Source organism: Rhodohalobacter sp. 614A, assembly GCF_021462415.1.
Taxonomy (GTDB): Bacteria; Bacteroidota; Rhodothermia; order Balneolales; family Balneolaceae; genus Rhodohalobacter.
This window is the reverse complement of record NZ_JAKEDS010000001.1, coordinates 2086326-2102289: the sequence shown is the minus strand read 5'-3', so window position 1 is coordinate 2102289 and position 15964 is coordinate 2086326. Positions and strand designations below refer to the sequence as shown.

Here is a 15964-nt window from a genome sequence, read left to right as displayed (position 1 = left end):
GCTAAAATCTCTCAATAAGTTTCTCTCTCAATGCTATTTAAATAGTAAAAATTTCTCTGCTGAAGAGTGAAGAGACCAAACCTGATCGTACTCTAAGGTGCCTCCTTAATTTGATGTAAGGATTTTTCCTATACTCTCTTTTGAATTACTTATGTTTAGGGGACGCCAATTTAAACGGAAGTAATTTGCTCTATGTCTCAGGATGATTCATCATTTCAATCTCTTCGATGGGAAGACGACCATTTAACCATACTCGATCAAACATTTCTGCCCGACCGCGAGGTTTATATTGATCTGAATTCAGTTGGACAAATATGGGATGCCATCAAGAAACAAAAACTCCGCGGAGGCCCGGCAATAGGAATTGCAGGAGCTTATGGGCTTTATTTCGGAGTTCTGAACCTGCCCGATTCAGCATTCCAAACCTTTCACAGCGAGTGCCAGCGGATTGCAGATTACATCAAATCGGCCCAGCCTGCCGCAATGAATCTCTCCTGGTCATTACAAAGAGTGCTGAAAACCATTTTTGCACACAAAGAAGAAGATATTAATCTTATAAAAGAGAAAGTACTTGATACAGCTATAACCATTCACCAGGAAGATCGCCGGATGTGCAAAACCATTGGGAAGAATGGCCTGGATATAGTTCCAAAAAATGCCGGTATTCTAACTCATGACAACACCGGCGGACTTGCCACCGGAGAATACGGAACGGCATTGTCGGTAATTTCACATGCTCACAATGCCGGGAAACTGAAAATGGTTTGGGTAAATGAAACCCGTCCGCTTTTACAGGGTGCCCGGCTGACAACATGGGAGCTTAAAAAATCAGAAATTCCGCACACCCTGAATGTCGACGCAGCCGCAGCAATCCTTATGAAAGAAGGCAAGATTGATTTGGTGATTACCGGAGCTGACCGGATTTCGAAAAATGGCGATACTGTCAACCGAATTGGTACATACAACCTGGCCGTTTTGGCAAATGCCCATCATATCCCTTTTTATATCGCGGCCCCGCTCTCAACCGTTGATATGAACCTTGAAAAAGGCGATGAATTTGAACTTGAAGAGCGTGAACCGGACGAGGTAACTCATTTCGGCAATAAACAAACCGCCCCTGACAAAATTGATGTATACAATCCCGCCTTTGACATCACCCCCAATAAACTGATAACAGGTTTTATCACAGAAAAAGGGTTGATAAAACCGGACTTTAAAAAGAATTTTGAAGGCCTGTTGAGCTAATTAAACGGCTTCAAATCCTTCGAGTTCACGGGTTTCCAAGGCCAAAGCTTCATTCAGGCGATCCATCCCCAAGCCTTCACGTAAAAGCTGTGATGGCTGATTGGTAAGATCCAGAATGGTTGTTTCGTCTGCAACAAGGGGCTCTTGGTTGTCAATGATTACGTCCACAATTTTATCAAACCGACTCAAAAAGAGCTCACGATCTCCATCTTCCGGGTGTCCATGCTCAACTCCTTTCAGTTTTGCAGTGATTGCCAAAACCGGCCGGCCAAGCTCTTTGATCAACTCCAGACAGATTGGATACTCCGGTACACGTATGCCCACCGTTCGTTTCTTGGGATGCGTTAATAACCGCGGCACTTCGCGTGTAGCGGGCAGAATAAACGTATAAGGCCCGGGAATAAGGCGCTTTATCAATTTAAAATTGTCATCACTCAAATGGGCAAAAGTAGAAACATGCTCAAGAGAATGGCACATTACAGTCAGATGATCCTTCTTCCCCATCTGGCGGATCTTACGGATTCGGTCCATCCCCTTTTTATTCTGATAATCACAAATCAAAGCATATTGGCTGTCGGTTGGTAATAGTGCTACCGCCTCCTTCCTTAAATCATCACTGATTTCATAAATTTTGTCACGATGAGGGGTATCCGGATGAATCTTAATTCGTTTTGCCATAAAATATTACATGATTTATGATTGTTGGATATGATCGTCTACTACAATTAAATCTTTTTAATGGAAAAAAGTTGCATCATTTTTTGGAAGAAAATGGAAAAACCGATTCCAACGATTCAAAGAATTTTTGTGTTACATATTTTGAGAATAAACAATAATAAATACGAGGAACAGGATGAAGACAAACATAAAAGCGTGGTGGCTGGGACACTCGGCTTTTCGACTTGAATCGCCGTCAGGACTGGTCATTTATATCGATCCTTTTTTATCGGATAATCCATCTACGCCAGATGAGCATAAAAACCCGAACGATATTGATTTTATACTTCTAACACACGGGCATGGAGATCATGTGGGCGATACGGTTGATCTCGCCAAAAAAACCGGGTGTAAAGTAGTTTCACAAGTGGAACTGTCCGGATTGCTGAAAAAACATGGGCTGCTTGAAGATCAGGCTGTAGAATTTAATAAAGGCGGATCGATTCATTATGATGATTTCTCTGTAACTCTGGTCAATGCAAATCACAGCTCTTCTTATCAGGGCGAATATGCCGGTGAAGCTGGCGGACTTGTCATCTCCTTTGAAGATGATATTTGCTTCTACCACATGGGAGATACAAACATTTTTGCCGACCTCGATTTTTACAGGGGAATGTATGAACCACATGTTGTAGCTGCCCCCATAGGAGACTACTATACAATGGGGCCTCAGGAAGCGGCGATGTGCATCGAGATGCTGAATCCCAAAATTGCCGTACCCATCCACTATGGAACCTTTCCGGTTTTAACTGGGGATCCAAAGGAATTCAAAAAGTTCACCAAAGAATACTCGGATACAAAAGTTCTGATTCCAAAAGCAGGTGAACAATTTTTAGGTGATTAGAGTACACCAATCATTTTTGCAGGTCAGCGAACCTGTTTTGATGGCGCAAGCGTTTCGCTTGCGCCATTTTTATTTTCATACATAAGCATTCAACAAAAAGAAAATCACAACTCCTGTTATAGAAACATAGAGCCAGATTGGGAATGTCCACTTCGAAACTTTTCGATGTGTCTTAAACTTGCCTGAGAATGCAAAATAATAACTCGTTAAAACCAATGGCACTACAAATGCTGAGAGTATAATGTGCGAAATCAGAATGGTGAAGTAGACCGGCCGAATCCATCCCTGACCGGGAAAGGGTGTATCACCGGCATAATGATGATAAACCAGGTAACTAATCAGAAATAAACTCGATGTAATAAAGGCAGTAAGCATAAACCGCATATGAACCTTGTATTTCCTCTTTCGAATAGCCACGTATCCTGAGAGAATCAGAACAGTGCTTACGCTGTTTAAAAAAGCATTAAGAGCCGGCAATTGCCGAACCCAGCTTTCCGAAGCGCCGGCAGAATCACTGAAGTAAAGCAGGTAAATTAAAAACAGGAACGCAGCAAGGCTCACTACTAAAATGGTAGCAATTGCTTTCTTGACACTAATTTCTTTTAAAAATTGTACCGTTAGTTCTTTATCTAATGTCGATTTCATTCAAACTTCTTTAGAATTTTAAAAAATTTTCCACGCACAAAAATACGGTTTTATTACTTTTTTGATGAGTATAATTCCATCGGTTCATCAAAAATTCCCGAAATAAACATTTGTTTATCTCCATTTCATTCGGTTTGTTACAATTGCTAAATACCTATCATTCAAGATTTTTTAAAGTGATAGTCATGTTCGAATTCAAACCTCATTCGCTTTCAAACCAAAACTCAAAAAAAATTGCTGTTTTATGAGCAATTATTTGCTCTGTGTCCTATCTTACTGCCGCATTTTCAATGAGGTTTTAATCAATAACACCTTTGGTTATTTAGATTCATTTTAAATATTAATTTTGAGTGCAAATCAGGTATGCAGATTTGAATATATTCGGTACCTTTTGACGCTAAATACCAAAGCATTTTTTTGAAACAGGTTATATCCAAATTCATTTATGGCTCAGATTTTTCCTAAGTGGACAAACGAAGCACCCCGACGAATTCTTTTAGGCTCTATTATATTTTTAAATGCTATCGTTTTTTGTATTTGGTACTTCTTCTCTCCTGAATTTATAGACGTTGGCTATTCTCCAGAACAACCGGTTCCGTTCAGCCATAAAATTCATGCCGGCCAGTTGGGAATGGATTGTAAATACTGCCACACTCAGGTTGAAGAGTCACGATATGCAAATATCCCTGCAACACAAACTTGTATGAACTGTCACAGCCAGATTTTAACGGACAGTGAAAATCTTGCGCCCATTCGGGAAAGCTGGGAGACCGGAGAGCCCATGCAATGGACACGGGTACACATGCTTCCCGATTATGCTTATTTCAATCATGCAGCGCACGTAAACGTTGGAGTTGGTTGTGAATCATGCCACGGAAGAATCGACAGAATGGAACAGGTTTTCCAGGCCAAACCGCTTAGTATGGGTTGGTGCCTCGATTGCCACCGGGCGCCGGAACAACATCTGCGTCCCGTATCTGAAGTAACCACGATGGGTTACAGTGTTGAAAATCAAATTGAACTTGGACTTGAGCTGGTTGCTAAACACAACATCAGTGCTCCTACGTATTGCCAGGGATGTCATTACTAACCGTTGTTTCGCTCCCTTATTAATTATGAGTTTTAAACAAAATATTCTGTAAAGAATGAGTGATCAGTCAAATCAAACTACATACTGGAAAAGCTTAAACGAGCTTGCTCAAAATAAAGAGTATCAAAAATATGTAGAACGAGAATTTCCCGAGAATGCCACAGAAATGACTGACCAGGTATCCCGAAGAAGTTTCCTTCGGGTTATGGGCGCTTCTATTGCTCTCGCGGGTTTCGCTTCTTGCCGTAAACCGGTTCAAAAAATTCTTCCATTTTCGAAAATGCCGGAAGATGTTGTGTTGGGAGAACCTCTTTTTTACGCAACAGCCATGCCTTTTCAGGATGCTGTTACAGGACTATTAGTTGAAACCATTGAAGGGCGTCCCAGAAAAATTGAAGGGAATGAGGAGCATCCCAGCAGCCACGGCGGTACAAATATTTATCACCAGGCCGCCATTCTCAGTTTATACGATCCCGATCGTTCACGCTCTCCTATTTTAAATGGAGAAAATTCAACCACTGCAGATTTTGTACTTTTTGCGGCAGAACATTTTGAAGATCGCGAACAACCCATTCTTTTTATTGATGAAGCAAACTCCTCGCCTACCTATCAAAGGCTGAAGGAACAGATTTTAGAACAATTTCCAAATGCCGAATGGGTAACATTTGAACCATTCAACGATAACAATGCGATTGAAGGTACTCAAATCGCTTTTGGACAGCGGCTGCGAACAGTTAATCATTTTGAAAGCGCAAATATTATTGTCTCGCTCGATGATGACTTCATGAGTCCGCATGCCAATAAGAATAGCGTTGAGAATGTCTACAATGTAAATGAAACCCGTAAGGTTACCTCTCCTGAAGACGAAATTTCACGGATTTACTGTGTAGAAAACAGTTTCACAAGTACCGGTTCTTTTGCTGATCACAGGTTACGGGTTAAAACCTCTCACATCCCTTCTTTTATTTATGCGCTTGCGGGACGATTGTCTCAACAAGTAAGCGGATTGGATGCATTCAGAGGTATTTCCAACGACTATAGCCAGAGCGATTGGATGAATGCTCTTGTTGATGATTTACTGAATAATCAGGGAAGCTCGGTTCTTACCGTTGGTTCTCAGTATTCACCGGCCGTTCATGCAGCTGTTGCAGCTATGAATGCGGCTCTTGGCAATGTAGATACTACTGTAACGTATCACGAATTGCCATTCCAGAATGACCGAAATGAAAATGAGGCATTTTCAACAGCTATTAGTGATCTAAAATCAGGAACTTATTCTACTGCAGTTCTTATTGGAACCGATGTAGCCTATACAGCTCCTTCTGATTTGGGTATCGTGGAAGCACTTGAAAATACAGATACCACGATCCATCTGTCTGATTATGTGACCGAAACTTCACGCCTGTGTACATGGCATGTGAATCGTGCACACTTTCTTGAATCCTGGGGTGACGGCCTCTCTTATTCCGGCCAACGCTCTATTATTCAACCTCAAATTCAGCCTTTGTTCGGCGGAATCAGTGAAATTGAATTATTAGATGCCATTCTCAGCGGAGAAGAACCCTCTGGTTACGATCTCGTCAGAGAAACCTGGCAAGGCTCGCTTCCCGGAAATTTTGAAGATCAATGGGAACAGATCCTGCATGACGGTATTGATGCAGACAGCGGGTTCAACAATGTTGCTGTTTCATTAACGGGTAATTTTGCACAGGCCATACAGGAAGATCAGGGCAGCAAAATGGTCGATGGTATCGAAATAGTTATCAAACCAGATAGCAAACTTTTCGACGGACGATTTGCCAATATTAGCTGGCTTCAGGAATTACCAGATTCCATGACAAAAGTAACGTGGGATAATGTGGCACTAATGAGCCCGGCTACCGCTGAAAGTTTAGGAATTGATCCTGAAAGAAGCTTTAGCAGTGACGAAGTTCCGATGGTTCGAATTTCGGTTAATGAAGATACTGCGATTGAAATTGCAGCGTGGGTTCAACCTGGCCATGCCGATGATTCTATTACACTTACAACAGGATATGGACGCGAGAATATTGGGCGCGTAGCCGATGGAGTGGGTGTTAATACCTTCCCATTAAGAACCTCTTCAAATCTGTTTTTCCAGGCTGCTGAAGTGGAAGCAACAGGTTCTACATACACCATTGCGTGTACACAGGATCATCAAAGCCTCGAAGGGCGGGACATGATCCGAAAAGCGTCTATCGAACAGTACAGAGAAAACCCGGACTTTGCTTCTTATGAAAGTCAACACGGTTATGAAGTTCCCGGTTTGGAAGAAGCAGCTCACGAAGGAGATTCAAAAGGGCCAATTTCGCTTTTTAATGAACAATATGGCCCTAACCACGAACCGCAATGGGGAATGGCTATTGACCTGAACTCATGCTTTGGATGCGGAGTTTGTACCATTGCCTGCCAGGCTGAGAACAATATTCCTGTTGTAGGTAAGCGGGAAGTAGCCCGGCGAAGAATCATGCACTGGATTCGAAATGACCGATATTATGCGGGTGACATGGAAAATCCCGAAGCATACCACCAGCCGGTACCATGTATGCACTGCGAAATGGCTCCTTGCGAGCAGGTTTGTCCGGTTGCAGCCACTACACATAGTGAAGATGGCATGAACCAAATGACATACAACCGGTGTATTGGTACCCGATATTGTGCAAATAACTGCCCATTTAAAGTCCGCCGGTTCAATTTCTTTAATTACTCGAAAGAATATTTAACCACCGGAGATGATCCTGAAATTATACAGATGGCAATGAATCCGGATGTAACGGTTCGTTTCCGTGGTGTGATGGAAAAATGTACCTATTGCGTTCAGCGCGTTAACAGGGCTAAAATCAAATCCAAGATTGAACGTGGTACACCAAGGCCGCAAGACGGAGCTTTTCAGACCGCTTGCCAGCAGGCTTGCCCGTCTAATGCCATTACGTTTGGCGATTTGACAGATCCTGACAGCGTAGTTTCTCAGCAAAAGATGAATAGCAGAAATTATGTAATGCTCGAGGAAATGAATGTTCGGCCAAGAACTTCTTACCTGGCCAAGCTGAGCAATCCGAATTCCGAATTAGAAACAACCACCAACGATACTCACTCGCAACATTAGTAAACATGAGTAAAACGTACAAATACGTTCCAGAGCCCGCTCTTATAAAGGGGAATCATGATTTTAAAGACATAACTGCAATGATTACGGACATTAATGTCCGGCCTACCCCGAAAGGGTGGTACATTGCATTCGGCATTGCCAACATGCTTCTCTTACTTCTGCTTGTTTCAATAGCCTACCTCATTTGGCAAGGAACCGGAATTTGGGGACTTAATGCTCCTGTTGGCTGGGGTTGGGCAATTATCAACTTTGTATGGTGGGTGGGTATTGGTCACGCCGGAACACTGATTTCAGCGATTTTATTCCTGTTTCGTCAGGGCTGGAGAACGGCTATTAACCGTTTTGCTGAAGCTATGACCATTTTTGCCGTAATGTGTGCCGGTATATTTCCGGGCATTCACGTAGGTCGTATCTGGGTTATTTACTGGGTATTCCCGATTCCAAACCAAATGTCGATGTGGCCTAATTTTAACAGTCCGCTGCTTTGGGACGTGTTTGCCGTATCAACCTATTTTACAGTATCGCTTTTATTCTGGTACGTAGGCCTTGTTCCGGATTTTGCCACGATCAGAGATCGTATCAAAAGCAAAATCGGAAAAATGGCTTATGGAACCTTTGCCCTCGGCTGGAGAGGAAGTAACCGACACTGGTGGAATTATGAAAAAGCTTATATGATTCTTGCGGGTCTTGCGACTCCACTTGTACTTTCGGTACACACCATTGTATCGTTCGACTTTGCCGTGTCCATCATTCCTGGTTGGCACACTACAATTTTCCCTCCTTACTTCGTTGCCGGAGCTGTTTTTTCAGGTTTTGCCATGGTATTAACCCTGATGATCATCTGCCGAAAAATCTATGGTCTTGAGGATATTATGACCATCGATCATATGGAAAAGATGAATATGATTATACTGGTTACCGGTACCATGGTCGGTTTCGCTTACATTATGGAGCAATTCATTGCCTGGTATAGCGGTGTAGAATATGAGAAAGCAATTTTTATGCTTCGTGCCGCCGGACCTTATGCCTGGGCTTATTGGATTATGTTTGCCTGTAACGTATTCTCACCCCAGTTTTTCTGGTCTAAGAAATTACGACGAAACGTAGCATTTACGTTTGTCATCTCAATCATTGTGAATATTGGAATGTGGTTTGAGCGATTTGTAATTACCGTTACATCCCTCTCAACCGACTTCCTGCCTTCATCCTGGGGATACTACTCTCCCACTATTTGGGATATGGCAACATATATTGGAACCTTCGGTTTGTTCTTCACCTTCTTCCTGCTCTTCCTTCGGTTCTTGCCGATGGTAGCGGTTGCTGAAATAAAAGGAGTCATGCCACAGGCAGATCCTCATAATTATGATAAGAACGGTGAATATGTACCACCGAAGGTAGAAGTCCCTGAACCATACAAAAATCAGACTAATTGATAACGTCATGAATAAAGACAATTCAGAAAAGACGATCTATGGTATTCTTGCTGAGTTCAGGAATCCAAAGGAATTGACAGACGCGTCAAAATCTATTGTTGAAAGCGGCTATCAGCATTTTGATACATTCAGCCCCTTTCCCATTCACGGTATCGACAAGGCAATGAACCTGAAAAAGTCGAAACTGGGATGGATTGTTCTCGGTCATGGTATGCTCGGTTTTCTTGGCGCTCTGTCATTAATCAGCTTTACTATGGTTTTCGACTATCCGATGAATATCAGTGGTAAGGCTTTGGCGAATGTGCCGGCGTGGATTCCAGTCACATTTGAGCTCACCGTATTACTTTCGGCTTTTGGAGCTGTTTTCGGAATGTTTTTCCTGAATGGCTTGCCAAAATTCAATCATCCTCTTTTTAATTCAGAAAATTTTCAACGAGCAACTGATGATGGATTTTTTGTTTGCATAGAATCAGAAGATCCACAGTTCGAAGAAGAAAAAGTGACAAAGTTCCTCAAAGATGCCGGAGCTACAAACATCGAAACCATTTATGATGAATAGTTTCTTAACTATGAGATTATCGAAGAAAAATATCAGCATCCTTCTTTTATCGGGTTTGTTTATGCTCTCCTGCCGGGGGCACATCTCTGAAAAGCCACCGATTCACCCAAATCCTAATATGGATTTCCAGGAACGGTATAATGCGCAGGAAGTGAATACCTTTTTTGAAGACAGTATGGCGATGAGACGCCAGGTTGAAGGAACCATTGCACGCGGCATGCTTAAACAAGACGATGCCTATTACCGGGGTTTAAATGAAAGTGGCGATCTGGTCGCAGAAATTCCGGTTGAAGTAACCAAAGAGCTGATCTACCGCGGAAAAGAACGATATGACATTTATTGCAGCGTTTGCCACGGAGGTGTAGGTAACGGTCGCGGAATTATTATGACAGGTCAATACGGATATGTACCCGCACCATCATTCCATACCGATCTGATTCGCCAAATGCCGGATGGACACTTTTTCTCAGCTATTACAAACGGAATTCGAACCATGCCTTCATACGCTACCCAGATTAAGGTTCAAGACCGCTGGGCTATTGTTGCGTATATCCGGGCATTGCAGCGAAGTCAGAATGTTCCTGAATCTGAAATGGGTCGTTTTGATGTAGACCTTGCCGAACTTCAGCAGGAATACCAGGCCGAACAAGAAGAGCTGGCAGCCCTTGAAGAAGCAAGAAGCGCCGGTGCAAGCGATGAAGTTTCTGCTGAAAGAGGAGAACAACTTTATACACAAAATGCCTGCCAGACCTGTCACTCAACCGACGGAACACGATTGGTTGGCCCTACTTTCCAGAATCTTTTTGGTCATGATGTACCATTAGAAGATGGTTCCACCGTAGTTGCAGACGAGGATTACATCAGGCAATCTATCCGGGAACCTAACTCCCAGATTGTTCAAGGGTTTGCACCTTCTATGGTGCCGTTCGATTATCTGAGCGACAGCGAAATTGAATCGCTTATCGAATTCATTAAATCATTATCTGACCAGTCTGAATCTGAAGAATAATTTCGATCAAAAATTTTAGAATAAATGGCTTCAACAAGTCCAAAAATTACTGATTCAATCCAATTCCCGGAAAACCTGGACGTTTCCAAAACATTCTATGGGTTTGGCATTGTTGGTTTAATTGCCAGTGGCGTAGGTTATTTTCTGAACTCAGAGCAGTTCTTCTTTTCGTACCTGACGAGTTTTGCCTTCTATACAAGTATTGCACTTGCTTCCCTCATTCTTACGATGATTCATCATATTACCCGATCATCCTGGGGAACGGTGATCCGCAGAATTCCTGAATCCTTTGCTTCAAACCTCTGGATTTGGTCCATCTTTGTTATCCCTGTACTTTTGGGAATGCATAGCCTCTACCACTGGACACATGTTGATGCCGTTGCACATGATCCTATTTTATCCCAAAAAACAGCGTATTTAAACACCTCGTTTTTTGTTATTCGACAGTTTATCTACTTCGCTGTTTGGGGATTCCTGGGTTATAAACTGCATCAGGTATCTGTGAAGATGGACAGAACGAATGACTGGGGCCTTACGGAGCTGCTCAAAAAACTGAGTGCACCCGGTATTCTGGCCTTTGCCTTAACCGTTGCATTTGCAAGTTTTGACTGGTTGATGTCGCTCGATCCACATTGGTTTTCAACGATGTTCGGCGTTTACTTTTTTGCGATGAGCTTCCAGGCACTCTTCCCTATTTTAATTCTTTTTATTTTCTGGATGCACAGAAAAGGTATTCTCGAAAATACCATCCAAAAATCCCACATTTACGATCTTGGAGCCTGGTTCTTTGGATTCACTGTTTTCTACGCATATATCGCATTCAGCCAGTTACTTTTGATTTATTACGCAAACATTCCGGAAGAAACTCTTTGGTTTTATCACAGGCTTGAAGGAAGCTGGGCTTACATCAGCTATGCTTTGATTATCTGCCGGTTTGCCATTCCGTTTATTGTTCTGTTAAACCGCGATACCAAACACAATCACAAAATATTAATCGGTATATCCGTACTTGTAATTGTCATGCATTTCCTCGAATTGTACTGGATTGCGATGCCAACACTGCACCAACACGGAATTTCTTTTAGCTGGCTTGATTTTGCCACATTGATCGGTCTCGGCGGCATTTTTATGGGACTCTTTTTCCAACGGTTCAAGAAACACAACATGGTTCCGGTGAACGATCCCAAACTTTCGGATTCACTTCACAAAACGTATCATCAATAATCATTTGTAAATTTTACCAGTATGAGTAAGCAGCAAAAAACATTTACTGATGAAGAAAAAAAGCAGATTGCTTTAGAGGCAGCCTCCGGTGGCGAAGATGCCATCACAAAGCTTTCTGAAAAACATGGTGTTTCTGAAGAAGAAATTAGAAATTGGATACGCGAAACCGACGTCAGCGACGTTGCAACTGTTACCAAGGAAGAAGACGTTTCCCTGGAAGCTACAGAGGAGTTTATAGAGTCTGTAAATTATGGAGCCAATTTTGACCGGCTCAACTATAAACGATTAATGTTCTGGTCCGTTTTTGGAATTGTTATGATGTTGGTCATTATCCAGTCTATTATGTTTATACATAATTATACCGAATCCTCGGCCACCATTCTTCGATCTGAGCAAAGCCAATTCTACGAAATTGACGAAATGAAGCTTAATGAACAGGAAACGCTCAATTCCTTTGGTGTTGTAGATGCCGAAGCGGGTATTTACAGAATCCCAATAGATAGTGCAATCACACAGATTGCAAATGAATAGCGTTTTTTATCAAATATGAGAAAACTGACACTGAGCATACTGGCGTACCTTTCAGTGTTTTTTCTTTTTGATAGTTCACATGCACAGTTAAACCAGGGTAAGCCTGCCATTCTCGATGAGATTGGCGTTGATGAGAATCTTGGAGATACCATTCCCCTGGATCTCCGTTTTGTTAACTCTCAGGGCGACTCTGTTCGCATTGGCGATCTGATTGAAAAAGGAAAACCTGTACTTCTGAATCCATTGTATTATGAATGCCCTGTACTTTGCAGTGTTGTTCTTGATGGAGTTTTTGAAGTAGCTGACGAATTGAAATGGACACCCGGTACAGATTATACCATTATATCCTTCAGCATAGATCCCGGTGAAACACCGGCGATTGCTGCTGAAAGCAAACAACAATATTTATCGGATTTAAACAGGCCCGGTGCCGAACAAGGCTGGCATTTTTTAACCGGTTCTCAAGAATCCATTGATAAATTGACGGAAGCCATCGGTTTTCGTTATAAATACGACGAAGACAAAGACCAATATATTCACATGGCAAGCATTATGCTGCTCAGCCCGGAGGGCGAAATCGTGCGGTATCTTTACGGAGCAACATTCAGTGAATTTGATTTACGGAATGCACTCTACGAAGCTGCCGACGGAACCATTGGCTCAACCGTCGATCAAGTCGTTTTATACTGTTTTACTTACGATCCGGATTCCAAAAGTTATGTACCCGTTGCGCTCAATATAATGAAGCTCGGTGGCTTGGCTACCGTAATTATTCTGGGTATATTTCTTGGCGTTTTCTGGAAGCGCGAGCGGAACTCTTCCAAACCACCAAAAATTGAAATTAATCGATGAATAATCTTAGTGATTTTATGCTCCCACCTGCCAAAAGTACTGTGGCAGGACAAACGGATGCATTATTCAATTTCATTAATGTTACCAGTCTGGTTTTCCTGATTGGTATCACCATTGCAATTATCTTTTTTGCATGGAAATACAGACGCAAATCAGAAGACGATGTAACTCCTGTTATTACCCATAATAACAGGCTTGAAATTACCTGGTCGGTTATTCCGCTGATTTTGGTAATTATTGTATTTGGCTGGGGATATACAGGCTATATGAACAAAGCCACTCCACCGGATGATTCCTACGAGATTCGTGCTGTTGGAAAAAAATGGCTCTGGGAATTTCATTACCCAACCGGCCATGTAAGTGTTGGTGAATTACACGTCCCCGTAGATCGGCCTGTAAAACTGGTTATGAGTTCTGTGGATGTTATTCATTCGCTTTACATTCCCGATTTCCGCGTAAAGCAGGATGTTCTTCCAAACCGGTACACATCTTTATGGTTTGAAGCTACCGAAACCGGGGAATCTGTTGTGTTCTGTACAGAATATTGTGGAAATGCCCACTCGAATATGATGGCTACCGCTTTCGTTCACACCCAACAGGATTTCGAAACCTGGCTTGCAAATGCAGGTTCTGCTGATGACGATTTACCACCTGTTGAACTTGGAGAAGTACTTACGCAAAGAAATGCATGTACAACATGTCATTCAACCGACGGAAGTATTTTACAGGCCCCCTCTTTCCAGGGCTTATTTGGCTCTGAAAGGCCACTTGAAAGTGGAGAAACCGTTGTTGCTGACGAAAACTACATTCGCGAAAGTATTCTCAATCCACAGGCAAAAATTCATGAAGGCTTTCAACCGGTAATGCCTGCTTTTGCCGGCACACTGGACGACGATCAGATCAATGCAATTATCGAGTACATTAAAACCTTAGAATAAGTACATGGCTACGAACGAAGCAATTAGCACCCGAAAGATTCAGGTAAAACGGTTCAAGCCGGAAGAATATCCTGAAAAACATTATTTAAACCAGGAAACAGGTCTATGGGCATGGCTCACAACGGTTGATCACAAGAAGATCGGCCTGATGTACCTCATGTCAGTTGCCTTGTTTTTCTTTGTTGGCGGCGTTTTAGCTCTCCTTCTTCGTACCGAGCTGCTTACACCTGCCCGTAATTTCATGACCGCCGATGTGTACAACCAGGTGTTTACACTGCACGGCGCCATTATGATTTTCTTCTTTTTGATTCCGTCTGTACCCGCTGCTTTAGGTAACTTTATTTTGCCGCTACAGTTGGGAGCAAAGGATGTGGCTTTCCCCCGATTAAACCTCGCCAGTTTCTACATTTATGTAATTGGTGCTCTGTTTACATTGACAGCTATTTTCACCGGCGGAATTGATACCGGATGGACCTTCTACACTCCCTACAGTACCACCACGGGAGGAAGTGTTATGATGATGACACTCGGGGTATTTATTCTTGGATTTTCATCGATCCTGACAGGATTGAACTTTATTGTAACCATTCACAAACTCCGCTCACCCGGTATTACGTGGGATAAACTTCCCCTGAATCTTTGGGGACTCTACGCTACCAGTTTGATCCAGATTCTTGCTACTCCTGTTCTGGCTATTACGCTTCTTCTTCTTACGATGGAACGGGCTTTGGGAATCGGTATTTTTGATCCCGCTCTTGGCGGCGATCCGGTTCTGTATCAGCACTTTTTCTGGTTCTACTCTCACCCGGCTGTATACATTATGATTGTTCCCGGCTTTGGTATTGTGTCGGAAGTTATCTCCACCTTTTCAAAGAAAGTGATTTTTGGATACTGGGCCATTGCATTGTCATCTCTCGCCATTGCTTTTATCGGATTCCTGGTTTGGGGACACCACATGTTTACCTCTGGTCAGTCAACCCTTGCCAGTATGGTATTCTCATTCCTCACTTTCCTTGTAGGAATTCCCACAGGTATTAAAATCTTTAACTGGCTGGCAACGATGTACAAAGGTTCAATCGAACTAAAAACGCCCATGCTTTATGTCATGTCGTTTTTGTTCCTGTTTACCATTGGCGGATTTACCGGCATTATGTTGGGAGCCCTTGCCGTAGACGTTCACCTCCACGATACCTACTACGTAGTTGCCCACTTTCACTATGTGATGATGGGTGGAATGGTAATGGCATTTCTTGCCGGACTGCACTACTGGTGGCCAAAAATGTTCGGTAAAATGTACAACGAACGACTCGCAAAAATTGCCTGTGGAATTGTGTTTGCAGGATTTAACATGACATTCCTGCCTCAGTTTGTGATGGGAGCTCAGGGAATGCCAAGACGATATTTCAACTATATCGATCAATTCCAGCCGTTCCACCAGTTCTCTACTTTGGGAGCTTATACAATGGGCGTTGGATTTTTATTGATGGCAGGTTATCTCTTTTACTCACTCAAAAAAGGTGAAAGAGCTCCGGCAAACCCGTGGGGAAGCCGCTCACTTGAATGGCAAACACCATCACCGGCACCACTTCACAATTTTGATTATACGCCGGTTATTATCAACGGGCCTTATGATTACCACAAACCCATGTCTGAATTTCAACTTGGGATTGCAACACCCCACCACAACGGTCACCATGCAGACGAGCCGGTGGACGTTATCAAACCTGAACAAGAAAAAGCATAAATATTA

At 42.7% G+C, this 15964-nt stretch carries 14 protein-coding genes; 12 read left to right on the top strand and 2 right to left on the bottom strand.

The window, feature by feature from the left end; genetic code table 11:
- Positions 1-192 precede the first annotated feature (192 nt).
- Positions 193-1245 carry an S-methyl-5-thioribose-1-phosphate isomerase gene (mtnA, locus tag L0B18_RS08650; RefSeq protein WP_234571349.1) on the top strand — a complete coding sequence of 351 codons (1053 nt, stop codon included), beginning with the start codon at positions 193-195 and terminating at the stop codon, positions 1243-1245.
- Here mtnA and L0B18_RS08645 read toward each other — a convergent pair whose 3' ends face one another.
- On the bottom strand, positions 1246-1923 hold the full coding sequence (locus L0B18_RS08645) for an L-threonylcarbamoyladenylate synthase (protein ID WP_234571348.1): 678 nt from the start codon (positions 1921-1923) through the stop codon (positions 1246-1248).
- Between the two features lie 175 nt (positions 1924-2098).
- On the opposite strand from L0B18_RS08645, the gene L0B18_RS08640 reads away from it, so the two are divergent.
- The gene (locus tag L0B18_RS08640; protein WP_234571346.1) at positions 2099-2806 is read left to right on the top strand and encodes a metal-dependent hydrolase; all 708 of its coding nucleotides are present in this window, start codon (positions 2099-2101) and stop codon (positions 2804-2806) included.
- A 75-nt stretch (positions 2807-2881) separates the two neighbouring features.
- On the opposite strand, the gene L0B18_RS08635 is transcribed toward L0B18_RS08640, so the two are convergent.
- The gene (locus L0B18_RS08635) at positions 2882-3451 is read right to left on the bottom strand and encodes a DUF420 domain-containing protein (RefSeq protein WP_234571343.1); all 570 of its coding nucleotides are present in this window, start codon (positions 3449-3451) and stop codon (positions 2882-2884) included.
- Positions 3452-3896: 445 nt separating this feature from the next.
- On the opposite strand from L0B18_RS08635, the gene L0B18_RS08630 reads away from it, so the two are divergent.
- From L0B18_RS08630 to ctaD, 10 genes are read left to right on the top strand one after another with little or no spacing between them, the layout of a single operon-like run.
- A complete protein-coding gene (locus tag L0B18_RS08630; RefSeq protein WP_234571341.1) occupies positions 3897-4541 on the top strand; it encodes a cytochrome c3 family protein in 645 nt (214 codons plus the stop codon).
- A 55-nt stretch (positions 4542-4596) separates the two neighbouring features.
- Entirely contained in the window at positions 4597-7665 is a 3069-nt protein-coding gene (locus L0B18_RS08625) for a TAT-variant-translocated molybdopterin oxidoreductase (protein ID WP_234571339.1), read from the top strand.
- Between the two features lie 5 nt (positions 7666-7670).
- The gene (nrfD, locus tag L0B18_RS08620; RefSeq protein ID WP_234571337.1) at positions 7671-9101 is read left to right on the top strand and encodes an NrfD/PsrC family molybdoenzyme membrane anchor subunit; all 1431 of its coding nucleotides are present in this window, start codon (positions 7671-7673) and stop codon (positions 9099-9101) included.
- A 7-nt stretch (positions 9102-9108) separates the two neighbouring features.
- Positions 9109-9660 (top strand): DUF3341 domain-containing protein, encoded by a 552-nt coding sequence (locus L0B18_RS08615; RefSeq protein WP_234571334.1) that lies wholly within the window; start codon positions 9109-9111, stop codon positions 9658-9660.
- A gap of 10 nt (positions 9661-9670) precedes the next feature.
- A complete protein-coding gene (locus L0B18_RS08610; RefSeq protein ID WP_234571332.1) occupies positions 9671-10669 on the top strand; it encodes a c-type cytochrome in 999 nt (332 codons plus the stop codon).
- Between the two features lie 24 nt (positions 10670-10693).
- On the top strand, positions 10694-11893 hold the full coding sequence (locus L0B18_RS08605) for a hypothetical protein (RefSeq protein ID WP_234571331.1): 1200 nt from the start codon (positions 10694-10696) through the stop codon (positions 11891-11893).
- 21 nt (positions 11894-11914) lie between these two features.
- Positions 11915-12424, top strand: a complete 510-nt coding sequence (locus tag L0B18_RS08600; RefSeq protein ID WP_234571329.1) for a transposase — start codon at positions 11915-11917, stop codon at positions 12422-12424.
- Positions 12425-12439: 15 nt separating this feature from the next.
- Complete coding sequence (locus L0B18_RS08595; protein ID WP_234571327.1) at positions 12440-13276, top strand: SCO family protein; 837 nt, start codon at positions 12440-12442, stop codon at positions 13274-13276.
- Positions 13273-14214 carry a cytochrome c oxidase subunit II gene (gene coxB, locus L0B18_RS08590; protein ID WP_234571325.1) on the top strand — a complete coding sequence of 314 codons (942 nt, stop codon included), beginning with the start codon at positions 13273-13275 and terminating at the stop codon, positions 14212-14214. The genes L0B18_RS08595 and coxB overlap by 4 nt, the downstream gene beginning before the upstream one ends.
- Positions 14215-14218: 4 nt before the next feature.
- Positions 14219-15958: a cytochrome c oxidase subunit I gene (gene ctaD / locus L0B18_RS08585; protein WP_234571323.1), complete on the top strand. Its 1740-nt coding sequence runs from the start codon at positions 14219-14221 to the stop codon at positions 15956-15958.
- The last annotated feature ends 6 nt before the right edge of the window (positions 15959-15964 follow it).